Genomic DNA, 22660 nt, shown 5'->3' with positions numbered 1-22660 from the left:
CCAGTCTACCCGCGGGATTCCGCGGCGCCGTCCGGCGTTGCGGGGTCGGATGCCCGTCGACGGCCGTGCAAGAATCGGCCGACATCCGACACATCCTCACTGAGCGGAGACGTCGGCCGCGCGAAGGAGCGTCGAATGCACCAGCGAGCGGACGGGGCGTGGTTCACGTCCGAGGTCGCCACGCACCTCGACGCGATCTTCCGCTACTTCCTCCGCCGCGCGGCGCGTCACGATGCCGACGACCTGACCGCCGAGGTCTTCGCGACCGCCTGGCGCCGCCGCGAGGACATCCCCGTCGAGGCGATCCTCCCCTGGCTCTATCGCACTGCGGGATATGTGCTGGCCAATCATCGACGACGGATGCAGAGCATCCCTTCCTCCCTCCCGGACGCAGCGCTGGACGACGACCACGCTCAGCGGATCGCCGACGTCGACGAGATCACCCGGGCGCTGACCCTCCTCTCGGAGCGCGATCGCGAGATCCTCCTCTTGCACGCGTGGGAGGGGCTCGACGGCAACGAGCTCGCGAACGCACTCGGCATCTCCCGGTCGGGCGCTCAAGCCGCGCTCTCGCGGGCCCGTTCGCGCCTGCGCGCCGTGTGGGAGCCCTCGATGCAAGATGACGGCCCGTTCCGACACACATGAGGTGAGGGATGCCGCGACGAGAGGAGGCGCATGATGGACGACGTCACCGATGACGAGCTTCGTGCTCTGCGTGCGGCGGATCCTGCCGGAGAGGCAGCCGCGCCGCAGGAACTGCGGAATCGCGTTGCTTCGTTGGTCGTGTCCGAGGCCGACATCGCCCAGGCACGGAGCCGGTGGGGATCGCGCTGGCTCGCTCCTATGGCCGCCGGCACGTCGATTCTGCTCGCGCTCGGCGCCGGCTATGCCTGGGGTACGGGCGCGATCGGTCGGAGCCCGGCCCCATCACCGCTCGCCGTCGCGACCGGGACGCCGGAGGACCCGGCGGCGCCAGTGGGGCTCGGCCGCGGGGCGGACGGTGAACTGCAATCGGGAATGACGACGGGTGGCGAGTCGGCGGTGACCCCCGGCATCGAGCCCCTCGTCTTCCCGGTGGGAGGCATGCGCCCGGACGGGCAGCGCTTCATCGTGCCCGCGTTCGACGAGGCTCCTGGTCGCGCGAACGTCTACGCCGTCGACGCGGGTGCCCGGTTCTCCGCTGAAGACAGTGCCCGCATGGCGGCAGCCCTCGGCGTCGGTGGCGACGTGCGCGCTCTGCAACCCGAAGCCGGCGGCGGGTGGGTAGTGGGCAGCTCCCCGGGCGCCTCGTTCACGCTCTCTCCATGGATGGGCGATGCGTCGTACAGCAGCGGCATCCCGCACCCGGTCACCTCGTGTGAGGAGAGGGCCACCGCACTGCACGGACGCGACAAGGTCGACGGAGACGGAACCTGGGCGTTCGGTCAGGAGATGATCCGCTGCATGGCGGATACCCCGCTGCCGGGGGATGAACTGGTGCGCGAGTCCACTGCCGCCTTCTTGAACGCGATCGGCCTCACGGAGGAGTCGGCGAAGATCACGACGACGACGGACGCATCGGCCCGCACCGTCATGGTGACCGCGGCGAGGGTGGTCGAGGGGAACGTGACAGAGATCACCGCCCACATCGAGGTCTCGTCGGAAGGGATCCTGTCCGCGTCCGGCCCGACCGGAGAGGTCCTCTCGCTGGGCGACTACTCGATCGTCAGCCCGGCGGAGGCGGCGGGACGGCTCAATGACCCCGCGTACGCACCGCATCTCTTGGCGTGGCCGGATACCCGTCCGCGGTCGACCGATGCGGCCGAGCCGCCCGCGCCGCCCGAAGCTCCCGACGCCGGATCCGCCGTGCCCTGGTCGATCATGGAGCACGACATCGTCTCGGCACGGCTCGGGCTGGCCCTCTTGACGGGCGAGGACGGGCAGCAGTACCTCGCGCCAGCGTACGAGTTCACAGCGACGGACGAGACCGTGTGGAGTGTGCTCGCTCTCGACGAGGATGAGCTCGACACGACGGCGGCGCCACCGGGCGCGAGCGTCCTCGAGTGAAAGCCGAGGCGATCTCAGCCGGCTGGCCGAGCCGCGGCATCCGCTTCGTCCTGTTCGTCCTCGAAGTCCTCGAGCTCCTTCTCCCAGGCATCCTTCGCCAGGCGGTACCAGAGGTAGAAGGCGAAGCCTGCGAAGATCGCCCACTCGGCGGCGTAGAAGATGTTGAGCCAGTTGACGTTCGACGACTCGTCCGGTGCGGGGGACGAGATGTCGGCCAGCGGCTCCGGCGCGGACTCGGAGGCGAGATACGGACGGTAGACGTCGATCCCCTCGGCGTCCTCCCACTGCCCGAGCAGCGCTGCGGGCGACATGCGCGTCATCGACTGAGGGTCGGCGTCGTCGCGCGGCGGCACGGGACCCTCGTCCGAGATGAGGCGACCGGTGACCGTCACGGGCGTCCGGACGGCGGCGGAGGCCAGCCGGTCGAGCTCCCCGGCGGCGGCGTCGGCCTCGTCGCGCGTCGGCGCCCACCCGATGGCGACGGCCACCGACGTCGGCGCTTCGGTGCCGGTGAGCCGCAGCTGCCCTGTCACCCAGTACCCCTCGACGCCGTCGTTGAAGCGCGACTCGACGACGAGGAAGTCACCGGGCATCCAGAATCCGTCGGCCGTCACGCGCTGACCGACGAGCGGCTCGGGGAGGTACTCGCCCGGCCCGGCGACCTCCGCCAGCGGACGCACGACCTCGGTCGCCCCGGCCGGCGGCGGGTCGGTGTCGACGGCGCGGCCCAGCTGCCACTGGCCGAGCCATGCGAAGACCCCGGCGACGAGCAGGCAGAGCAGCAGCAGCCCGATCCACTGCGGACGCAGCATCACCTCGCGCAGCGTCGGCGGGAAGACATCGGGAGCGGATGCCGCGGGTTCGGGTCGTGCCGGCTCGCTGACCTCGCCCGGCGACCCGCGATCGTCGTCGGCGGCGGTCATCCCGCGCTGTAGGGCGCCACGACGACCTCGACGCGCTGGAACTCCTTGAGGTCGGAGTACCCGGTCGTGGCCATCGACTTCCGCAAGGCGCCGATGAGGTTCGCGGTGCCGTCGGCGACGGGCGCCGGGCCGTACAGGACCTCTTCGAGCGAGGCGACCTGGTCGACCTTCACACGGCGGCCCCGCGGGAGCTTGGAGTGATGGGCCTCGGGGCCCCAGTGGAAGCCCCTGCCCGGGGCATCCGTCGCCCGCGCCAGCGCCACGCCGAGCATGACCGCGTCGGCTCCCATCGCGAGCGCCTTGACGATGTCGCCTGACGTCCCCACGCCGCCGTCGGCGATCACGTGCACGTAGCGACCGCCCGACTCGTCGAGGTAGTCGCGGCGCGCGCCCGCCACATCGGCGACCGCGGTCGCCATGGGGGCGTGCAGACCGAGCGTTGCCCGCGTGGTGGAGGCCGCGCCGCCGCCGAAGCCCACGAGCACACCTGCCGCGCCGGTGCGCATCAGGTGCAGGGCCGCGGTGTACGTGGCCGCGCCGCCGACGATGACGGGCACGTCGAGGTCGTAGATGAACTTCTTGAGGTTGAGCGGCTGGTCGACGCTGGAGACGTGCTCTGCCGACACCGTGGTGCCGCGGATCACGAAGAGGTCGACGCCCGCCGCCACGACGGTCTCGTAGAGCTCCTGGGTGCGCTGCGGGGTGAGGGCGCCGGCGACGGTGACCCCGGCGGCGCGGATCTCGGCGAGGCGGTCACGCACGAGCTCGGGCTTGATCGGCTCCGCGTAGAGCTCCTGCATGCGGCGGGTCGCGGCGGCCTTCTCGAGCCCGGCGATCTCGGCGAGCAGCGGGGTCGGGTCGTCGTAGCGGGTCCAGAGGCCCTCGAGGTCGAGGACGCCCAGGCCGCCCAGCTGACCCAGCATGATCGCGGTCTGGGGGCTGACGACGGAGTCCATCGGGGCCCCGAGCACGGGGATGTCGAAGCTGAAGGCGTCGATCGTCCACGTGGTCGAGACGTCCTCCGGGTTGCGCGTGCGCCGCGAGGGCACGACCGCGATGTCGTCGAACGTGTACGCGCGGCGTGCGCGCTTGGCGCGGCCGAGTTCGATGTCCATGCTCACGTCCCCAGCCTACCCGGCGGGCCTCCGGAGGCCCGATCCCCCGGAGCCGCGGGGGTGTCAGCGCTCACGCACCACCCGGGTCTCGTCCCACACCGGCGCATCGGACTCGAACACCCTGCCGTCCGAGCCGAACACCAGGAAACGGTCGAACGACTTGGCGAGCCAGCGGTCGTGCGTCACGGCGAGCACCGTGCCCTCGAAGCGGCCGAGGGCGTCCTGCAGCGCCTCGGCCGACACCAGGTCGAGGTTGTCGGTCGGCTCGTCGAGCAGCAGGAGCGTCGCACCCGAGAGCTCGAGCAGCAGGATCTGGAACCGGGCCTGCTGCCCGCCCGACAGGCTGTCGAACGTCTGCTCTGCCTGACCGACGAGCCCGTACCGGTCGAGGGCGCTCGATGCCGCATCGCGCGGCAGTCCGGTGCGCGCGTCCTCGCCGCGGTGCAGGATGTCGAGGAGGGTGCGGCCGGTGAACTCCGGATGCCGGTGCGTCTGGGCGAACCAGCCCGGCACGACCCTCGCCCCGAGCACCGCCCGCCCGGTGTGCGCGACCGGCTCGAGGCCGGCTCCGGTCGTCGTCACATGGCCGAGGCGCCCGTCGGGATCGGTGCCGCCCCGCGCGAGCAGCCGCAGGAAGTGCGACTTGCCGGATCCGTTCGACCCGAGCACCGCGACGCGGTCGCCGAACCACACCTCGAGGTCGAAGGGCTTCATGAGACCGGTGAGCTCGAGCTGTTCGGCGACCACCGCACGGCGGCCGGTGCGGGCGCCACGCAGCCGCAGCACGAGGTCCTGCTCGGGCGGACGCTCCTGCGGAGGGCCGGCCTCCTCGAATTTGCGCAGGCGCGTCTGGGCCGCGCGATACCGCGAGGTGAACGAGTCGTTGGCCGTCGCCTTGACCTTCAGCGTCGCGACGAGCGCTTTGAGCTTCGCGTGCTGCTCGTCCCACCGTCGCCGCAGTTCGTCGAGCCGCGCCATGCGGTCGTCGCGCGCGCGGTGGTACGTGCCGAACCCGCCGCCGTGGACCCAGGCGGTGCTCCCGGCACCGCCCGCTTCGAGGGTCACGATGCGATCAGCCGCGCGGGCGAGCAGCTCGCGGTCGTGCGAGACGAGGAGCACGGTCTTCGGCGTCTCGCGCAGCTTGGCCTCGAGCCACCGCTTGCCGGGCACATCGAGGTAGTTGTCGGGCTCGTCGAGGAGCAGCACCTGGTCGGGGCCGCGCAGCAGCGCCTCGAGCGCGAGCCTCTTCTGCTCGCCGCCCGACAGCGTCGTCAGTTCGCGGAACCGCGCCCGCGCGAACGGGATGCCGAGCGCCGCGGTCGTGCACGTGTCCCACACCGTCTCGTACTCGTACCCGCCGGCCTCGGCGTAGTCGGCGAGCGCGCCGGCGTACCGCATCTGGTTGTCGAGGTCGTCGTCCTCGATGATCGCGGCCTCGGAGTCCTCGAGCTCGCGCGCGGCACGGCGCACGCGGTCGGGGGCGACCCGGATCAGCAGGTCGTGGACCGTCTGCCCGGGCTCGCCGTGTCCGACGAACTGGTCCATGACGCCCAGTCCGCCGTCGATCGAGACGGCACCGGACAGTGCGGGCGTCTCGCCGCGCACGATCCGCAGCAGTGTCGTCTTACCCGCGCCGTTCTGGCCGATGAGCGCTGTCGTCGACCCCTCGCCTACGCGGAACGACACCTCGTCGAGCAGCGGCCGGCCGTCGGGCAGTGCGTACGAGACGGCGGCGATGTCGATGTACCCCACGATGTTCCTGTCTGCTCCGCGGCATCCGTCGCCGGTGGGGAGCCGACCAGACTATCTCAGCGCGGCGTGGGCGACGGATGCCGCGACCCCGCCCATCCCGACACCCGCATCGTCGCTCCGACTCAGGCCGCGGGCGCGGCGTACCGGCCGGACTTGATCGCCCGCTCGCGCGCCTTCGCCGCCTCTTCCTCACGGTTCTTCGGCGGCGTCACCGCGACGAGATCGTCGAGGAGGTGCTGGGTGATATGCGAGATCTCGTGCACCGCGCGGTCGAACGCCTGCTGGTTGGCCTTGGACGGCTTGGTGGTGCCGGCGATCTTGCGGACGTACTGCAGCGCGGCGGCATGCACCTCTTCGGAGGTCGCGGCGGGCTCGAAGTTGTGGAGCGTGTGGATGTTGCGGCACATGGCCCCGACGATACGCCGGGCGCCCGGTTCAGGGAACGGCCCTGCCCGCTACCAGGGCTCGGAGCCGCGCGGCACGAGATCGAGGATGTGCGGCAGCTCGGTCGGGAAGCAGGAACGGAACAGCTCGGTGATCTGCGGGTCCGAGCCGTAGTCGTCGACGAGGCGGAGGCCGATCATCGTGCTGATGAGCATGCCCTCCGCCATGAACGCCCGCGCATCGTCGGCGTCGAGGCCGAGCTCGTCGCGGAAGAACCGCCACACCGCCGCGAAGCCGCGGCGCGCGGCGGGCCCGATGACCGGGTGGCTTCCCATCAGGTACGCGTTCGCCAGTGTCTGGTGGAGGCCCCGGACCTCGAGGAGATCGACGTACGCCTGGCCGATGCGCTTGCCCGCCGCGTGCTCCGGATCGGCCGGGTCGGCATCGGCGAGCGCGGCGCGGAACGCGGAGAGCATGCGGGCCAGGGCGTCCTCGAGGGCGGCGAGGAAGAGGTTCTCCTTCGAGCCGAAAAGCCGCACGACGTAGGGCTGGCTCACACCGGCGGCGCGGGCGACCTCGTCGGTCGTCGCCCCGTCGTACCCGCGGGCGCCGAAGACCGCGAGCGCGGCGACGAGGATCTGGCGCCGGCGTTCGTCGGACGACAGCCGCTTGGCGGGATCGGATGCCGCGGGGTCGGCGGCGACGGCCTGCGGAGTGCTCATGGCGAAAGGTTATCAGCGAATGACTTGACTTTGTAATCAGTCGATTACTACATTGACCTCCGTAAGTAATCATCCAATTACTACCGGAGACCTCATGACCCTCGACCAGCTCCCCGCGCCGGTGCCCGCCGCACCACTCGACACACCTCCTCGACGCCGGGCCCGACCGTTCGCGCTTGTCGTGGCCGCGGCATCCCTCCCCATGTTCATGGCGACGCTCGACAACCTCGTGATGACCAACGCCCTGCCCGTGCTGCACTCCCAGATGGGCGCCTCGGTCGAAGAGCTCCAGTGGTTCGTCAACGCCTACACGCTGGCGTTCGCCGGAGCGATCCTCGTGGCGTCGGCGCTCGGCGACCGCTTCGGCCGGCGCACGGTCTTCGCGATCGGCATCGCCGTGTTCGGCATCGGCTCGGTCCTCGCGGCCCTCAGCACCGACCCAGGCCAGCTCATCGCGGCGCGGGCGTTCCAGGGGCTCGGCGGTGCGGGTGTCATGCCACTGTCGCTCGCGCTGCTGAGCGGCGCGGTCCCGCCCGAGCGGCGCCCGCTCGCGATCGGCATCTGGGGCGGGATCTCCGGCCTCGGCGTCGCCGTCGGCCCGCTCGTCGGCGGCGCCATCATGGAGGGCTGGGACTGGCAGGCCATCTTCTGGATCAACGTCCCGGTCGCCATCGTCGCGATCCCCCTGGCTTTGATCGTGCTGCGCAACGACTTCGGCCTCCGCGAGCGGATCGACGTGCCCGGTGCGGTGCTGGCCGCCGTCGGCGTACTGGCGCTGGTGCACGCGATCGTGCGCGGCAACGACGACGGCTGGGACTCGCTCGGCGTGATCGCCGAACTGGCGCTCGGCGCGCTGCTGCTCGTCGGCTTCCTGTGGTGGCAGACCCGCACGCGGGCGCCGCTCGTGCCGCTGCGCCTCTTCCGCGACCGGTCGTTCTCGGTCACCAACATCATCGGCTTCGCGTTCAGCTTCGGCACGTTCGGGGCGGTGTTCATCCTCATCCAGTACCTGCAGGTCGTCCAGGGGTCCACGCCGTTCGAGGCCGCCCTGCAGACAACGCCGTGGACGCTCGCACCGATGTTCGTCGCGCCCATCGCGGGCCTGCTCGCCCCGCGGATCGGCACGCGGGTGCTGATGGTCGTCGGCCTCGGCCTGCAGGCGATCGCCCTGACCTGGATCGCCGTCATCATGTCGGCCGACCTCGACTACCCCGCGCTCATCGTGCCGTTCATCCTGGCCGGCGTCGGCATGGCGCTCGTCTTCGCTCCGTCCGCGACGGCGCTGCTGGCGACACTGGGGCTGATCGACCACGCGAAGGCCTCGGGGGTGAACTCGACCGTCCGAGAGCTCGGCGTCGCGCTCGGAACCGCCGTCATGACCGCGATCTTCGTCAGCGCCGGGGGCGCGCTGACGCCCGACCTCTACGTCGACGCGGCACGACCCGCCGTCTTCACGGGCGCGGCGGTGCTGCTCGCCGCGACCGTCGCAGCCCTGTGGCTCCCCGCCGGTCGGTCGGAGAGGGAAGCGGATGCCGCGACCCCGCGCGGCTCGGAGGAGCAGGCAGAGCTCGAACCCGTCGGCTGATCCCCCCCCACGAGGGCGGCGGGCGCGGCATCCGATCGCGGCCGCCGCCCTCCGCCGTGCGCCGCCGCCCCTCAGTCGGTCTTGGCGCGGAGGACGCGGGTGAACACGCCGTCGAGCAGGAACAGCAGGAACGCGGCCGACCCGATGAACGGCGCCAGCACCACCACGACGGCCGCGATGAGGAGCGCGCTCAGCGACGCGCGCCCATAGGCGGCGGCCGTCGCCTCCAGATCCGGCAGCATGACCTCACGACGGCGCACGGCCCACTGCCACTGCAGCCAGCTGCACAGGATCGCCAGGAAGAAGGCGACGGGCATCGCCAGCCGGCCGGCCAGGTAGTCCGAGTACTCCGTGGTCAGGTTCGTCGCGAACGGCACGAGCACGACGAACAGCAGGCGCGCGTTGTTCAGCCACATCATCGTCGCGTCGACGCGGGCGATGTGCGCGAACTGCTGCACGTGGACCATCCACAGCAGGCACAGCAGCCCGAAGCTCAGGGCGAAGTTCACGAACAGGTACGACATGTCGCCCAGCGCCGACCACATCTCGGCGTCGCTGCCGACCTCGCCGAGCGCGTGCGACGTGAGATCGAGCACGAGGAGGGTCGCCGCGATCGCGAAGACTCCATCGGTGAACGCCTCCAGGCGGGTCGTCGCCTGGGTCGCCGCCGGGTGCCGCCGCTGCCGGATCATGGGCACATCGTAACGACGGCGCGTCCCCGGCGTGCCCCTGCGAGGATGGGTCGATGGCACGTTCGACCGTCCTCCGCATCCCGTTCGTCGTCGTCGGGGCGGGAGCGATGGGGCTCGCCGCCACGTGGCAGCTTTCGCGCGCGGGACACCGGGTGGTGGCTCTCGAACGGTTCGAGCGAGGCCACCACCGGGGCGCCTCGCACGGCGCGACGCGCAACTTCAACAACGCCTACGGCGAGGAGCACTACCTCGACTTGCTCGCGTCGGCGCGCGAGGAGTGGGACGCGCTGTCGCGCACGACCGGCGAGCCGCTGCTGCGGCTTCACGGCCTGGTGACCCACGGCGACGACGGCACGGTCGCCCGGGTCCATGCGGCGCTGACGGCGCGCGGCGAGCGCGCGACGATCCTCTCCGGCGCCGAGGCGGCCGATCGCTGGCGCGGCATGCGATTCGCCGGCGACGTCCTGTTCACGGAGGACGCGGGGGTCGTGAGAGCGGATGCCGCGCTCGCCGCCCTCGAGGGCGCGGCCCGTGCGCATGGGGCGGATGTCCGCTACGGTCACGCCGCGGTGGGCCTCGAGGAGACCGGCGATGGCGTGATGATCTCCGTCGAGGCCGGCGGAGAGAGGTACGACCTCCTGGCCGACACGGTCGTCGTGACCGCCGGCGCCTGGACGGGATCGGTGCTGCCCGCGGGGTTCGCCGTGCCTCGGCTGACGGTGACGGAGGAGAGCCCCGCCCACTTCGCGCCGCGGGACCGGGCCGACCACTGGCCGTCCTTCAACCACTTCCTGGGCGGGGCGGGAGCGGATGCCGCCGGTCACGCACCGCAGCCCGGGCAGGTGTACGGCATGCCCACTCCCGGCGAGGGCGTCAAGGTCGGCTTCCATCACGTCGGTCCGATGGTGGATCCGGATGCCCGCTCCTTCCGCCCCCTGCCGGAGCTGGCCGCCGCGCTCGACGACTACGTGCGCGAGTGGTTCCCCGGGCTCGACCCCGCCTCGGCGGCGCCCATCAGCTGCACGTACACGTCGACCGACACCGAGGACTTCGTGCTCGACCGGCGCGGCCGCATCGTCGTCGGCGCCGGGTTCTCCGGCCACGGCTTCAAGTTCACGCCGGCCGTCGGCCTGGTGCTCGCCCGGCTCGCCTCCGACGACTCCGCGCGCGTCGCAGCGCCGTTCCGGCTCGAGCGCTGACGTGGCCGCAGCGGGCCGCGGGCTTACAGACTTCGCAGATTGTCGCGGCATTCGCGCGATCTCCCACGAGCAGGTGGATGGGCCGCATCGCGCGACGGCCGCGCGATTCTGCGAAGTCTGTGCGCGCGGGCGGAGCGCCTACCGCTTGTAGTTGGGCGCCTCGACCACGATCTGCACGTCGTGCGGGTGCGACTCCTTGAGCCCCGCCGCGGTGATGCGCACGAACCGGCCCTTGGCCTTGAGCTCGTCGATGGTGCGGGCGCCGACGTAGAACATCGACTGACGGAGCCCGCCGACGAGCTGGTAAGCCACGGCCGAGACGGGTCCGCGGTACGCGACCTGGCCCTCGATCCCCTCGGGGATGAGCTTGTCGTCGCTCGGCACGTCGGCCTGGAAGTAGCGGTCCTTCGAGTAGGAGGTCTTCTTGCCGCGCGTCTGCAGCGCACCGAGCGAGCCCATGCCGCGGTACTGCTTGAACTGCTTGCCGCCCTGGAAGACGATCTCGCCCGGCGACTCGTCGGTGCCGGCGAGGAGCGACCCGAGCATGACCGTGTCGGCGCCCGCGACGAGGGCCTTGGCGATGTCGCCCGAGTACTGCAGGCCGCCGTCGGCGATGATCGGCACGCCTGCCTCGCGTGCGGCGAGGGATGCCTCGTAGATCGCGGTGACCTGCGGCACGCCGACGCCCGCAACGACGCGCGTGGTGCAGATCGAACCCGGGCCGACGCCCACCTTGACGGCGTCGACACCGGCATCGATGAGCGCCTGCGCGCCCTCGCGGGTCGCCACGTTGCCGCCGATGACGTCGATGTGGGCGAAGGATGCCTCGGCCTTGATGCGCTTGACCATGTCGATGACGCCCGCGGACTGGCCGTTCGCGGTGTCGACGACGATGACGTCGACGCCCGCGTCGCGCAGCGCCTCGGCGCGCTCCCACGCGTCGCCGAAGAAGCCGATGGCGGCACCGACGCGGAGACGGCCCTGCTCGTCCTTCGTGGCGAGGGGGTACTTCTCGCTCTTGTCGAAGTCCTTGATGGTGATGAGCCCGGCCAGGCGCCCGTCGTCGTCGATGAGGGGCAGCTTCTCGACCCGGTGCTTGGCGAACGTCGCGATGACCTCGTTGGCGCCGATGCCGACCGGGCCGGTGATGAGGCCCTCGCTCGTCATGACGTCCTTCACGAGCGTCGTCTGGCGCTCGAACCCGGAGACGAAGCGCATGTCGCGGTTGGTGACGATGCCCACGAGTCGCCCGTCGGCGTCGACGACGGGGAGGCCCGAGATGCGGTACGTCGCGCACAGTGCGTCGACCTCTTCGATCGTCGCGTCGGGCGTCGTCGTGATGGGGTCGGTGATCATGCCGGACTCGCTGCGCTTCACGCGGTCGACCATCGACGCCTGCTCCTCGATGGAGAGGTTGCGATGGATGATGCCCAGACCGCCCTCGCGGGCGATCGCGATGGCGAGCCGCGCCTCGGTGACGGTGTCCATCGCGGCCGAGAGGAGCGGCGTCGCCACGGTGATGCGGCGCGTGACCCGCGACGACGTGTCGGCTTCGCTGGGGATCACGTCGGTGTGCCCCGGCAGCAGCAGGACGTCGTCGTACGTCAGTCCGACGAAGCCGAAGGGGTCGTGGTGCTCCATGGGTTCTCCTGCGCTCGCGGCGCGTTTCTCGGGGTGGACGACGACGGCCGGTGCGCGGGGACGCTCCGTACTCGATTCTAAGCGGCGGCGGAGCCCATTTGTTCCCGCGCGCACGAGGCGCGGCCGCCGTCGTCATTCCGATCCGGTCACGTGTGGCTGGGGATAACTAGGGGAAACACCGCGGACACATTAAAGTCGTACCGTCGTTCATCACGGCCGATGCGACCCGGGCCTCGGTGTGCATCGTGCTGAACTGGAGGTTCTGTGGGTCCTACGACTGTGGCCACGAGGGGTTTCCCCCGTTGGGTCGTCGTCCTCGTCGGAGTGCTGATGGCGGCAGCGATGCTGCTCCTCGCCTCGCCGTCCGGCGCGCACGCATCAGCATCAGCACCGGACACCCCCGGCGGTGACCAGGAGCAGACGGAGTTCTACTTCGGTGGAGTGATCACGTTCGACGGAGAACCCGTCGCCGACGTGGTCATCTCGGTCGACGGCGGCGGCTTCGAGGCCGAGACCGTCACCGACGCCGACGGCAAGTGGCGCCTCTACGTGCCGGAGAAGGACGAGTACGTCCTGGTCGTCGACGAAGACACCCTGCCCGACGGCGTCATCGTCGACCCGGCCCAGCTGCCGGAGGGCATCCAGCCCAAGTCGGGCACGACGGCCTCGTTCGACGTCGGATTCGGTGCGACGGGAACCAAGATCGTCAACCTCTTCCTCGGCGAGGGTGAGCGCGTCACGGTGTCGTTCTGGGACCAGTTCACCGAGCGCCTCATCAACGGCATCAACTTCGGCCTGCTCCTCGCCCTCGCCGCGGTGGGCGTTTCGCTCATCTTCGGCACGACGGGCCTCACCAACTTCGCGCACGCCGAGATGCTGACCTTCGGCGCCGTGATCGCCCTCCTCCTCGCGGGCTTCCAGATCCCGATGTGGATCGTGATCCCGCTCGTCATCCTCGCCGGCGCCGCGTTCGGCTGGGTGCTCGACGCCGGGCTGTGGAAGCCGCTGAGGCGCAAGGGCCTGGGCCTCGTGCAGCTCATGATCGTCAGCATCGGCCTGTCGCTCGCGATCCGCTACACCTACCAGTTCTTCATCGGCGGCGGCACGTACCAGCTGCCCGGCGCCGGCGCTTCGCGCGACATCCGCCTGGGCCCGATCGCGGTGTCCTGGATCGACCTGGTCTCGATGGGCATCTCGATCGTCCTCCTGCTGGCGGTCGCATACTGGCTGCTGCGCACCCGCATCGGCAAGGCGACGCGCGCCATCTCCGACAACCCCGGCCTGGCCGCGGCATCCGGCATCAACGTCGACCGGGTGATCCGGATCGTCTGGGTGCTCTCCGCAGCGCTCGCCGCCGTGGCCGGTGTCCTGTGGGCCTACTTCCGCCCCGGCGTCAAGTGGGACATGGGCGTGCAGGTCCTGCTGCTGATCTTCGCCGCGGTCACCCTCGGCGGCCTCGGCACCGCGTTCGGCGCCCTCATCGGCTCGCTGATCGTCGGCATCCTGGTCGAACTGTCGACCCTCCTCGGCATCCCGCCGGACATGAAATACGTCGGTGCGCTCGCAGTGCTGATCATCATCCTCCTGGTGAGGCCACAAGGCCTCCTGGGTCGTAAAGAGAGGCTGGGCTAGCCATGGATTGGGGACAGATTCTCAACAACACGGCTTACTGGCTGTTCAGCCCCGAGACGATCGCGTACGCGCTCGCGGCGACCGGTCTCGCGGTGCACTTCGGCTACGCGGGCCTGCTCAACTTCGGTATGGCCGGCTTCATGGCGCTCGGCGCCTACGGGTACGCCATCTCGATCCTCACCTTCGGCTGGCCGTGGTGGGTGGGCATCATCGTCGGATGCCTCGCGGCGGTCGTGTTCGCGATCATCCTCGGTATCCCGACGCTGCGCCTGCGCGCCGACTATCTCGCCATCGTGACCATCGCCGCGGCCGAGATCGTGCGACTGGCGCTGACCACGCAGCTCTTCGACGAGTGGACGAACTCGGCCGACGGCCTCGGCGGCTACCACGCCGGATTCCGCGCGGCCAACCCGTTCCCGGAGGGGACGTACGGCTTCGGCCCGTGGACGTGGACCGCGGATCAGCTGTGGGTGCGCGTCTTCGGCGCCATCCTGCTGGCGATCGCCGTCTACCTGGTGTGGGCTCTCATGCGCAGCCCGTGGGGCCGCGTGCTCAAGGGCATCCGCGAGGACGAGGACGCCGTGCGATCGCTCGGCAAGAACGTCTTCGCCTACAAGATGCAGGCGCTCATCATCGGTGGTGTCTTCGGCGCACTGGGCGGCGTGGTCTTCGCGCTCCCGTCCGCCGTCGTCCCCGCCACCTACACGACCTCGCTCACGTTCTTCATCTGGACGATCCTCCTGCTCGGCGGCGCGGCGACCGTGTTCGGTCCCGTCGTCGGCTCGGTGATCTTCTGGGTGATCATGGGCTTCCTCGGGAACGTCCTGCCCGCGCTGGCGAACTCGGGCATCCTGCCCATCTCCTCGGTCCAGGCCGGCACGCTCCGCTTCATCCTCGTGGGTGTCGCGCTCATGCTGATCGTGATCTTCCGCCCGCAGGGCATCTTCGGCAACAAGAGGGAGCTGACCTTTGTCAAGTAACAGCACGCCTCCGGAGCCCGTGACTCCGGAGGGCACGACGCCACCGGCAGCGGGCTCCGCGCCCGCCGCGGCGGCAGGCACCGCGCCTGCCACGGGAGCGGTCACGACCGCGACCGGCAGCATCCGTCGTCCCAAGACGACCGGGCTCGCGAAGGGCGACGCCGCACCCGGCGTCGCCAAGAACGACCCGATCATGATCATCGACAACGTGACCCGTCGGTTCGGCGGCCTCACCGCCGTCGACGTCGATCACCTCGAGATCCCCCGCGGTGCGATCACCGCGCTCATCGGCCCCAACGGCGCGGGCAAGACCACGCTGTTCAACCTGCTGTGCGGCTTCGACAAGCCCAACTCGGGAACGTGGTCGTTCGACGGCACGAACCTGTCGGGCATCCCGTCGTTCAAGGTCGCGCGCATGGGCCAGGTCCGCACGTTCCAGCTCACCAAGGCGCTTTCGCTGCTGACGGTGCTCGAGAACATGAAGCTGGGCGCCACGTCGCAGAAGGGTGAGCGCCTGTGGGCGAGCATCATCCCCGCGGTCTGGCGCAAGCAGGACGACGCCAACGAGGACAAGGCGATGGAGCTGCTCGCGCGCTTCAAGCTCGACGCGAAGTCCGAGGACTACGCGGCCTCGCTCTCGGGCGGTCAGCGCAAGCTCCTCGAGATGGCGCGCGCTCTCATGAGCGACCCGACCCTGGTGATGCTCGACGAGCCCATGGCCGGCGTCAACCCCGCGCTGACCGAGTCGCTGCTCGACCACATCCTCGATCTCAAGGACCTCGGCATGACCGTGCTCTTCGTCGAGCACGACATGCACATGGTGCGCCACATCGCCGACTGGGTCGTCGTGATGGCTGAGGGCCGCGTCGTCGCCGAGGGGCCGCCCGAGACGGTGATGCAGGACCCGGCGGTCATCGACGCCTACCTCGGAAGCCACCAGGACGTCGACCTGGGAGTCGTCACCGGCCGCATCGCCGGCGAGCTCGACGCATCGGCCGAGGAACTGCTCGAGGAGATCAAGGAGGCCGAGGAGGCCTCGATCGCCGAGGCTGAGGAGGAGAACAAGTGAGCAGCGCTTCCGCAGCGGGTGCACCGTCGACGACCGGAGCGGGTTCGGTCGAGGCAGCGCGCACCGACCGCGTCGTCGTCGAGGTGACCGACCTCTACGCCGGCTACCTGCCCGGCATCAACATCATCCAGGGCGCCAACCTCGTCGCGCGCAAGGGCGAGCTCATCGGGATCATCGGCCCGAACGGCGCGGGCAAGTCGACGCTGCTGAAGTCGATCTTCGGCATGGTGAAGGTGCGCTCGGGCGAGGTGAACGTCAACGGCAAGAGCGTCATCGGATTGAAGTCCGACAAGCTCGTGACGCAGGGCGTCGGCTTCGTGCCGCAGACGAACAACGTCTTCCCGTCGCTCACGATCGAGGAGAACCTGCAGATGGGGCTGTACCAGGCCCCGAAGCAGTACGCCGAGCGTCTCGACTTCGTGACGGGCATCTTCGCCGAGCTGGGCAAGCGCCTCAAGCAGCGCGCCGGCTCGCTCTCGGGCGGCGAGCGCCAGATGGTCGCCATGTCGCGCGCACTGATGATGGACCCGGCCGTGCTGCTTCTCGACGAGCCGTCTGCCGGGCTCTCACCGGTCCGCCAGGACGACGCCTTCATCCGCGTCTCCGACATCAACAAGGCGGGCGTCACGATCATCATGGTCGAGCAGAACGCCCGCCGCTGCCTGCAGATCTGCGACCGCGGCTACGTGCTCGACCAGGGCCGCGACGCGTACGAGGGCACGGGGCGCGACCTCCTGAACGACCCGAAGGTCATCGGCCTCTACCTCGGAACGCTCGGCACCGACTGAGCCCACCGCGAACAGCCTTCACAACAGAAGAGCGGATGCCTCGAGGCATCCGCTCTTCTCTTATGCCCGTGCCTACCGCCCGGGCATCGGCTGCCCCGGCGGCGCCCGTGCCGCGGCCGGCCGCCGCACGGCATGGGAAAGGGCCCCGGATCGCTCCGGGGCCCTTCCTCGTGTTCAGCTCGACTCAGCCGATACGGGTGAAGTTGTTGTCGTCACCGTACTCGAACACACCGACGGTCGCTTCGGTCGGGTCGCCGTTCTCGTCGAACGTGATCGGACCGGAGAAGCCGTCGTAGTCGGCCACGCCGCCACCGAGGATGATCGCGGCGCAGTCGGCGTAGTTGTCACACTTTTCGCCCTCACCAGAGCCGCCCGAGACCTCCTGGAGCTTTCCGGCGACCTCGGCCGGGTCCGTGGAGTTCGCCGCGAGCGAGGCGAGCGCGAGCAGGACGACCGCGTCGTACGACTCGTTGGCGTACGAGAAGTCGGTCAGGTCGGAGTTGCCCTCACCCGTCCACCACTCGTTGAGGCGGTCCTGGAAGTCGGTGTCGGCTTCGATCGGACCGGCGGGCGTGGTGCCCTTGGCGCCTGCCATGCTCACGTCGGCGGGCCACTTGGCGTCGGCACCGAAGTTCTTCAGGTTTCCGTCGACCAGGTAGAGCTGATCTGCGGGGTAGCCCGCGGAGAGCAGCGCCGGGCCGATGGTGAAGATCTCGTCGAACGTGATCAGCACGATGGCGTCGGGGTTGGAGGCCATCAGCGCGCTGATCTGCGCGTCGAACGAGGTGTCACCGGTGTTGTACGACTGCTCCTCGACGACCGTGCCGCCCGCGCCGGTGAAGGTCTCCTGGAAGACCTCGTTCAGGCCGGTGCCGTACGAGTCGTTGAGGTACAGGACCGCGACGTTCTCGTGACCGTCTTCGGCCACGACGTTGCCGAGGACCTCGCCCTGCAGCGTGTCGGACGGAGCCGTGCGCCAGTACAGGCCGTCGTCGTCCCACGACGTGAAGTCGAGCGACGTGTTGGCCGGCGAGAAGACGATCATGCCCGAGGCGACGGCGTCGTCGAGGAACAGCTTCGTCACGCCGGACGAGGCGGCGCCGATGGCGGCGGTGACGCCCTCGGAGATGAGCGTCTGGATCGTGGTGGCGTACGCCTTGTTGTCGGTGTCGCCCGAGTCTCCCCAGACGATGTCGTCGATGGTCAGGCCCGTGTCGCCGGACGCCTCGTTGATGTCGGCTGCGGCGAGACCGACGCCGGCTTCCTCGGGCGGTCCGAGGAACGACAGGTTTCCGGTCTGCGGCAGGATGGTGCCGATCTTGAGGGTGAGGTCACGCTCCTCGGCGGGAGGCGCGCTGGTCTCGCCCCCTCCGGTTCCGCCACCGGCGCAGCCGGCGAGGACGAGGGCGCTGGCGCCGGCGAGCGCAGCGACGCCCAGGAGGGCGGACTTGCGCGAGCGGGTGAAGACGCTCATGTTGCTCCTTGCTGTGGATGAACGACGGGCGCGGCTCGGGGGCCGACCCAGTGTGAATAACCTAACCATCCGGAGCGCCCCGCAATGTTGCCATTCGTTAACGATGTGTAACGGGTCGGGAAGCCGTTCTCCGGCGGTGGACGCCCTCCCCGTCGTTTCCACCGCCGGTCCCCCGAGCCGGGAATACCCCATCCCGGTATAGAGTTGGATGCAGATGTACCCCTCGGGGGTATCCACTGTTCTCCAGCGAAAGGCACGATCATGACCAAGACCGTCGAGTACACCGTGACGGGGATGAGCTGCGGGCACTGCGAGGCCGCAGTGCGCGGAGAGGTGTCCAAGATCGCCGGCGTCGAGACTGTCGCGGTCGACGCCGCCACCGGTTCGCTCGTCGTCGGCTCCTCCCTCCCGCTGTCCGACGCCGACGTGCTCGCGGCCGTCGACGAGGCGGGCTACGAGGCGGTGCGCGTCTGATGGATGCCGCGCCGCCCGCGGGCGAGCGCTTCGAGCTCGAGATCGGCGGCATGACGTGCGCGTCGTGCGCCGTGCGGATCGAGAAGCGTCTGAACCGGATCGACGGGGTCGAGGCATCCGTCAACTACGCGACCGAGAAGGCGACCGTCAGCGCGCCGACGGGGGTCGACGCCGACGTCCTCATCGCCGAGGTCGAGAAGACCGGCTACACGGCGACGCTGCCGGCGCCGCCGGCGCCCGCCGGCCACGAACACGACCACGATCTGTCCGACGCCGAGCTGGTCGGCCTCCGCCACCGGCTCATCGGGTCCGTCGCGCTCTCCCTGCCCGTGATCCTGCTCGCCATGATCCCGGCCCTGCAGTTCACGTACTGGCAGTGGGCGTCCCTCGCCCTCGCCGCGCCCGTCGTGGTGTGGGGAGCGTGGCCCTTCCACCGCGCCGCCTGGATCAACCTGCGCCACGGCGCCGCGACGATGGACACCCTGATCTCGCTCGGTGTCTCGGCCGCGTTCCTCTGGTCGCTCTACGCCCTGTTCTTCGGGCACGCCGGCATGCCCGGCATGACCCACGCCTTCGAGTGGACAGCCCAGCCCGGCGACGGCGCGGGCGACATCTATCTCGAGGTCGCCGCGGGCGTGACGACGTTCGTGCTCGCGGGCCGGTACTTCGAGGTCCGCTCCAAGCGTCGCGCCGGCGCAGCGCTGCGCGCGCTGCTCGAGATCGGGGCGAAGGATGCCGCGATCCTCCGGCCCGGCGCGGACGGGCGTCATGTCGAGACCCGCGTGCCGATCGCCGAGCTGCGGGCGGGCGAGGAGTTCGTCGTGCGCCCCGGCGAGAAGATCGCGACCGACGGCGTCGTGGTGTCGGGCACCTCGGCGGTCGACGCCTCCATGGTCACGGGCGAGTCCGTGCCGGTCGAGGTCGGACCGGACGATGCCGTCATCGGCGCGACGGTCAATGCCGGCGGCAGGCTCGTCGTGCGCGCCACGCGCGTCGGCGACGACACACAGCTCGCCCAGATGGCACGTCTGGTCGAGCAGGCGCAGTCGGGCAAAGCCGACATCCAGCGCCTGGCCGACCGCATCTCGGGGATCTTCGTGCCGATCGTCCTCCTGATCGCGGTGGGCACGCTCATCGCCTGGCTGGCGCTCGGATACGACCCGGCGATGGCGTTCACGGCCGCCGTGGCGGTCCTCATCATCGCGTGTCCCTGCGCGCTGGGTCTCGCCACCCCGACCGCGCTGCTCGTCGGCACCGGGCGCGGAGCGCAGCTGGGCATCCTCATCAAGGGCCCCGAGGTGCTCGAGTCGACGCGCTCGGTCGATACGGTCGTGCTCGACAAGACCGGCACCGTCACGACGGGCCGCATGGCGCTCGTCGAGGTCACGACGGCACCGGGCACGGATCGCGCGCAGCTGCTTCGCCTCGCGGGGTCCCTCGAGCACGCGTCCGAGCACCCCATCGCCCAGGCCGTCGCACGGGCGGCGGCAGCCGAGGTGGGCACGCTCGCGGCGCCCGAGTCGTTCGAGAACGTGCCCGGCAAGGGCGTCTCCGGCGTCATCGAGGGCCACGCCGTGCTCGTCGGCCGAGAATCGCTCCTCGCCGACTGGGCGCTGCGCCTGTCGCCGCAGCTCGCCGCCGCGAAGAGGGCGGCCGAGGCCGCCGGCCGCACCGCGGTGCTCGTCGCGTGGGACGGCGAGGCGCGCGGAGTCCTCGTGGTCTCGGATCGGGTGAAGCCGGCGAGCCGCGAGGCGGTCACGCAGCTGAGAGCACTGGGTCTGCGGATCGTGCTCCTGACAGGCGACAACGCCGCCGCGGCGCGCGCGGTGGCCGACGAGGTCGGGATCGAGCAGGTGTTCGCGGAGGTGCTCCCCCAGGACAAGGTCGCGGTCATCGCGCGGCTGCAGTCCGAGGGCCGCGTCGTCGCGATGGTCGGCGACGGCGTCAACGATGCCGCGGCGCTCGCGCAAGCCGACCTCGGTCTCGCGATGGGGACGGGGACGGATGCCGCGATCGAGGCATCCGACATCACCCTCGTCCGCGGCGACCTGCGCAGCGCCGCCGATGCGATCCGGCTGTCGCGGGCGACGCTCGGCACGATCAAGGTCAACCTCTTCTGGGCCTTCGCGTACAACGTGGCGGCCATCCCGCTCGCCGCGCTTGGCCTGCTCAACCCGATGATCGCGGGCGCCGCGATGGCGCTGTCGAGCGTCTTCGTGGTCGGCAACAGCCTGCGGCTCCGTTCGTTCCGCAGCCGCTCCGGCGCCGTCTCAGCCGAGACCGGCCGGGCCGCGGCATCCGCTCCCGCTCTGGAGGTACACAGTGGACATCATTCCTGACGCGGCTCTCGCGTCGTCGACGGCGGCGGTCGCCGAGCACAGTCACCACGGGTACATCACCGACAAGGATCGGTACCTGAACCGCCTCAAGCGGATCGAGGGCCAGGCGCGCGGCATCCACAAGATGGTCGAGGACGAGAAGTACTGCATCGACATCCTCACGCAGATCAGCGCCCTGACGTCCGCGCTCGAAGCCGTCGCCGTGGGTCTGCTCGACGACCACCTGAGGCACTGCGTGGTGGATGCCGCGCGCCTCGGCGGCCCCGAGGCGGACGCCAAGATCACCGAGGCCACACAGGCGATCGCCCGGCTCGTGCGCTGACGCCTCCGCCGGATGCGGATTCGGCCCCTCAGGCGACGGCGCGCACGCGCCGGGCGTGCACGACCGAGTCCACCGTCAGGACGATGAGCGCGAGCCACACCAGGCCGAACCCGATCCAGCGTTCGAGGGGCATCGGCTCCTGCAGGAGCCAGGCTCCGATGATGAACTGCAGGATCGGGGCCACGAACTGCAGCAGCCCGATGACGGTCAGCGACGTGCGCCGCGCACCGGCCGCGAAGAAGAGCAGCGGGACGGCCGTCACGACGCCCACGAGACTCAGCAGCACCGTGTGGAGCGCACCCTCGGACCCGAAGACGAAACCCGTCGTCGAGCCCACCACGATGAGGATGACGGTCGCGACGGGCACGAGCCACATCGACTCCAGCGTGAGACCGCTCACCGCGTCGACCGACGGACCGACCCGCTTCTTCACGAGTCCGTAGAGGCTGAACGAGGCCGCGAGCGTGAGGGCGATCCACGGCACCGCGCCGTAGCCGACGATGATGACGACCACCGCGAGGGCGGCGATGCCGATCGCGATCCACTGCGTCACCCGCAGGCGCTCGCGCAGCACGAGCACCGCGAGCAGCACGGTGGCGATCGGGTTGATGAAGTAGCCGAGGCTCGTCTCGATCACGTGGCCGGTGAGGGCGCCGAGGATGAAGACCTGCCAGTTGATGTAGATGAGGCCGCCGGCGAGCGCCGTCAGTCCGAGCAGCCTCGGCTGACGGAAGATCGCCCCGATGCGCGACCACGAGCGCGTGACGGCGATGAGGAGGACGCAGAACACGAGCGACAGCAGGATGCGCCACGCGACGAGCTCGAACGGCCCGATCGGCATGAGCAACAGGAAGTAGAGCGGCAGGAAGCCCCAGAGCAGGTACGCGGTGAAGGCGTACACGCCGCCGAGGGTGCGCTCGCGCGCCAGCGCGGAGCGCTCCGACTCAGGCGCGACGGCGATGCCCGCGGTGTTGCAGGCGACCTCGCCCAGTTCGACGTCGTCGGCCCGGCCGGCGGGGGAGGCTGCTGCGTCGCGGGTCACCGCTCCAGCCTAGGACCGGCGCCGTCCGGCCGGGTCGCCGCGCGGCGCCGTCGACGGTCCGCCGGCCCGAGCCCGCCCGCCCGATCCCGGCCGCCGCGAACGCCGAGAGGGCCGGATGCCGAAGCATCCGACCCTCTCGGTACGCGGTGTGCGCGATGTCAGCGGACGACGACCGCCAGGACGTCGCGAGCCGACAGGACGAGGAACTCGTCGGCGCCGAACTTGACCTCGGTGCCGCCGTACTTGCTGTAGAGCACGCGGTCGCCGACGGCGACGTCGAGCGGCACGCGGTTGCCGTTGTCGTCGATGCGGCCGGGGCCGACGGCGACGACTTCGCCCTCCTGCGGCTTCTCCTTGGCAGTGTCGGGGATGACGAGGCCACTCGCGGTGGTCTGCTCGGCCTCGACCTGCTTGATGACGATGCGGTCCTCGAGCGGCTTGATGGAAACCGACACGGTCTACCTCTTCTTTCCTTGAGACT

The 22660-nt window shown here is 70.3% G+C and carries 21 protein-coding genes; 11 read left to right on the top strand and 10 right to left on the bottom strand.

Translation table 11 applies throughout. The features are described 5' to 3' along the window. The first annotated feature begins 135 nt into the window (after nucleotides 1-135). The gene (locus OB08_RS01135; protein WP_461471237.1) at nucleotides 136-645 is read left to right on the top strand and encodes an RNA polymerase sigma factor; all 510 of its coding nucleotides are present in this window, start codon (nucleotides 136-138) and stop codon (nucleotides 643-645) included. A 138-nt stretch (nucleotides 646-783) separates the two neighbouring features. Then, complete coding sequence (locus OB08_RS01130; protein ID WP_461471235.1) at nucleotides 784-2046, top strand: hypothetical protein; 1263 nt, start codon at nucleotides 784-786, stop codon at nucleotides 2044-2046. Between the two features lie 14 nt (nucleotides 2047-2060). On the opposite strand, the gene OB08_RS01125 is transcribed toward OB08_RS01130, so the two are convergent. The 5 genes from OB08_RS01125 to OB08_RS01105 form a co-directional block, all read right to left on the bottom strand. Further along, nucleotides 2061-2858 (bottom strand): SURF1 family protein, encoded by a 798-nt coding sequence (locus OB08_RS01125; protein ID WP_461471328.1) that lies wholly within the window; start codon nucleotides 2856-2858, stop codon nucleotides 2061-2063. Between the two features lie 107 nt (nucleotides 2859-2965). Then, entirely contained in the window at nucleotides 2966-4084 is a 1119-nt protein-coding gene (locus OB08_RS01120; RefSeq protein WP_461471326.1) for a GuaB3 family IMP dehydrogenase-related protein, read from the bottom strand. Between the two features lie 63 nt (nucleotides 4085-4147). After that, nucleotides 4148-5836 (bottom strand): ABC-F family ATP-binding cassette domain-containing protein, encoded by a 1689-nt coding sequence (locus tag OB08_RS01115; RefSeq protein WP_461471233.1) that lies wholly within the window; start codon nucleotides 5834-5836, stop codon nucleotides 4148-4150. Nucleotides 5837-5958: 122 nt separating this feature from the next. After that, nucleotides 5959-6243, bottom strand: a complete 285-nt coding sequence (locus tag OB08_RS01110) for a DUF2277 domain-containing protein (protein WP_461471231.1) — start codon at nucleotides 6241-6243, stop codon at nucleotides 5959-5961. A gap of 48 nt (nucleotides 6244-6291) precedes the next feature. Continuing rightward, nucleotides 6292-6942, bottom strand: a complete 651-nt coding sequence (locus tag OB08_RS01105) for a TetR/AcrR family transcriptional regulator (RefSeq protein WP_461471229.1) — start codon at nucleotides 6940-6942, stop codon at nucleotides 6292-6294. Nucleotides 6943-7036: 94 nt separating this feature from the next. Here OB08_RS01105 and OB08_RS01100 point away from each other — a divergent pair, with 94 nt between their 5' ends. Continuing rightward, complete coding sequence (locus tag OB08_RS01100; protein ID WP_461471227.1) at nucleotides 7037-8527, top strand: MFS transporter; 1491 nt, start codon at nucleotides 7037-7039, stop codon at nucleotides 8525-8527. A 71-nt stretch (nucleotides 8528-8598) separates the two neighbouring features. Here the strand turns inward: OB08_RS01100 and OB08_RS01095 are convergent, their stop codons facing one another. Further along, nucleotides 8599-9219, bottom strand: a complete 621-nt coding sequence (locus tag OB08_RS01095) for a TMEM175 family protein (RefSeq protein WP_461471225.1) — start codon at nucleotides 9217-9219, stop codon at nucleotides 8599-8601. A gap of 53 nt (nucleotides 9220-9272) precedes the next feature. On the opposite strand from OB08_RS01095, the gene OB08_RS01090 reads away from it, so the two are divergent. Beyond that, nucleotides 9273-10418: an FAD-dependent oxidoreductase gene (locus OB08_RS01090; protein ID WP_461471223.1), complete on the top strand. Its 1146-nt coding sequence runs from the start codon at nucleotides 9273-9275 to the stop codon at nucleotides 10416-10418. A gap of 138 nt (nucleotides 10419-10556) precedes the next feature. Here the strand turns inward: OB08_RS01090 and guaB are convergent, their stop codons facing one another. Beyond that, a complete protein-coding gene (gene guaB / locus OB08_RS01085) occupies nucleotides 10557-12059 on the bottom strand; it encodes an IMP dehydrogenase (protein ID WP_461471221.1) in 1503 nt (500 codons plus the stop codon). A 330-nt stretch (nucleotides 12060-12389) separates the two neighbouring features. Here guaB and OB08_RS01080 point away from each other — a divergent pair, with 330 nt between their 5' ends. The 4 genes from OB08_RS01080 to OB08_RS01065 all read left to right on the top strand — a co-directional run bounded on the left by OB08_RS01080 (nucleotide 12390) and on the right by OB08_RS01065 (nucleotide 16528). Next, entirely contained in the window at nucleotides 12390-13691 is a 1302-nt protein-coding gene (locus OB08_RS01080) for an ABC transporter permease subunit (protein ID WP_461471219.1), read from the top strand. A 2-nt stretch (nucleotides 13692-13693) separates the two neighbouring features. Then, nucleotides 13694-14671 carry a branched-chain amino acid ABC transporter permease gene (locus OB08_RS01075; protein WP_461471217.1) on the top strand — a complete coding sequence of 326 codons (978 nt, stop codon included), beginning with the start codon at nucleotides 13694-13696 and terminating at the stop codon, nucleotides 14669-14671. 193 nt (nucleotides 14672-14864) lie between these two features. Beyond that, a complete protein-coding gene (locus OB08_RS01070) occupies nucleotides 14865-15740 on the top strand; it encodes an ABC transporter ATP-binding protein (protein WP_461471324.1) in 876 nt (291 codons plus the stop codon). Then, nucleotides 15737-16528, top strand: coding sequence for an ABC transporter ATP-binding protein (locus OB08_RS01065; RefSeq protein WP_461471215.1), 792 nt, complete (start codon nucleotides 15737-15739; stop codon nucleotides 16526-16528). The genes OB08_RS01070 and OB08_RS01065 overlap by 4 nt, the downstream gene beginning before the upstream one ends. A gap of 184 nt (nucleotides 16529-16712) precedes the next feature. Here OB08_RS01065 and OB08_RS01060 read toward each other — a convergent pair whose 3' ends face one another. Then, on the bottom strand, nucleotides 16713-18002 hold the full coding sequence (locus OB08_RS01060; RefSeq protein WP_461471213.1) for an ABC transporter substrate-binding protein: 1290 nt from the start codon (nucleotides 18000-18002) through the stop codon (nucleotides 16713-16715). Nucleotides 18003-18263: 261 nt separating this feature from the next. On the opposite strand from OB08_RS01060, the gene OB08_RS01055 reads away from it, so the two are divergent. From OB08_RS01055 to OB08_RS01045, 3 genes are read left to right on the top strand one after another with little or no spacing between them, the layout of a single operon-like run. Further along, the gene (locus OB08_RS01055) at nucleotides 18264-18476 is read left to right on the top strand and encodes a heavy-metal-associated domain-containing protein (protein ID WP_461471211.1); all 213 of its coding nucleotides are present in this window, start codon (nucleotides 18264-18266) and stop codon (nucleotides 18474-18476) included. Next, complete coding sequence (locus tag OB08_RS01050) at nucleotides 18476-20815, top strand: heavy metal translocating P-type ATPase (protein WP_461471209.1); 2340 nt, start codon at nucleotides 18476-18478, stop codon at nucleotides 20813-20815. Before OB08_RS01055 ends, OB08_RS01050 begins: the two co-directional genes overlap by 1 nt. Continuing rightward, complete coding sequence (locus tag OB08_RS01045; RefSeq protein WP_461471322.1) at nucleotides 20808-21137, top strand: metal-sensitive transcriptional regulator; 330 nt, start codon at nucleotides 20808-20810, stop codon at nucleotides 21135-21137. Before OB08_RS01050 ends, OB08_RS01045 begins: the two co-directional genes overlap by 8 nt. A 28-nt stretch (nucleotides 21138-21165) precedes the next feature. Here the strand turns inward: OB08_RS01045 and rarD are convergent, their stop codons facing one another. Then, nucleotides 21166-22098 carry an EamA family transporter RarD gene (gene rarD / locus OB08_RS01040; protein ID WP_461471320.1) on the bottom strand — a complete coding sequence of 311 codons (933 nt, stop codon included), beginning with the start codon at nucleotides 22096-22098 and terminating at the stop codon, nucleotides 21166-21168. Between the two features lie 239 nt (nucleotides 22099-22337). Beyond that, nucleotides 22338-22634 (bottom strand): co-chaperone GroES, encoded by a 297-nt coding sequence (groES, locus tag OB08_RS01035; RefSeq protein ID WP_017203655.1) that lies wholly within the window; start codon nucleotides 22632-22634, stop codon nucleotides 22338-22340. Between the last annotated feature and the right edge of the window lie 26 nt (nucleotides 22635-22660).

Source organism: Microbacterium sp. HJ5, assembly GCF_054824025.1.
This window is presented reverse-complemented; position numbering and strand designations above follow the sequence as displayed.

Excerpts from the sequence above, each read along its gene's own strand:
- OB08_RS01055 (WP_461471211.1), top strand. The coding sequence starts at position 18,264 with ATGACCAAGACCGTCGAGTACACCGTGACGGGGATGAGCTGCGGGCAC.
- OB08_RS01070 (WP_461471324.1), top strand. The coding sequence starts at position 14,865 with ATGATCATCGACAACGTGACCCGTCGGTTCGGCGGCCTCACCGCCGTC.
- OB08_RS01060 (WP_461471213.1), bottom strand. The coding sequence starts at position 18,002 with ATGAGCGTCTTCACCCGCTCGCGCAAGTCCGCCCTCCTGGGCGTCGCT.
- guaB (WP_461471221.1), bottom strand. The coding sequence starts at position 12,059 with ATGGAGCACCACGACCCCTTCGGCTTCGTCGGACTGACGTACGACGAC.
- OB08_RS01120 (WP_461471326.1), bottom strand. The coding sequence starts at position 4,084 with ATGGACATCGAACTCGGCCGCGCCAAGCGCGCACGCCGCGCGTACACG.
- OB08_RS01050 (WP_461471209.1), top strand. The coding sequence starts at position 18,476 with ATGGATGCCGCGCCGCCCGCGGGCGAGCGCTTCGAGCTCGAGATCGGC.
- OB08_RS01090 (WP_461471223.1), top strand. The coding sequence starts at position 9,273 with ATGGCACGTTCGACCGTCCTCCGCATCCCGTTCGTCGTCGTCGGGGCG.
- OB08_RS01135 (WP_461471237.1), top strand. The coding sequence starts at position 136 with ATGCACCAGCGAGCGGACGGGGCGTGGTTCACGTCCGAGGTCGCCACG.
- OB08_RS01095 (WP_461471225.1), bottom strand. The coding sequence starts at position 9,219 with ATGATCCGGCAGCGGCGGCACCCGGCGGCGACCCAGGCGACGACCCGC.
- OB08_RS01125 (WP_461471328.1), bottom strand. The coding sequence starts at position 2,858 with ATGCTGCGTCCGCAGTGGATCGGGCTGCTGCTGCTCTGCCTGCTCGTC.
- OB08_RS01100 (WP_461471227.1), top strand. The coding sequence starts at position 7,037 with ATGACCCTCGACCAGCTCCCCGCGCCGGTGCCCGCCGCACCACTCGAC.
- OB08_RS01080 (WP_461471219.1), top strand. The coding sequence starts at position 12,390 with ATGGCGGCAGCGATGCTGCTCCTCGCCTCGCCGTCCGGCGCGCACGCA.
- OB08_RS01105 (WP_461471229.1), bottom strand. The coding sequence starts at position 6,942 with ATGAGCACTCCGCAGGCCGTCGCCGCCGACCCCGCGGCATCCGATCCC.
- OB08_RS01110 (WP_461471231.1), bottom strand. The coding sequence starts at position 6,243 with ATGTGCCGCAACATCCACACGCTCCACAACTTCGAGCCCGCCGCGACC.
- OB08_RS01075 (WP_461471217.1), top strand. The coding sequence starts at position 13,694 with ATGGATTGGGGACAGATTCTCAACAACACGGCTTACTGGCTGTTCAGC.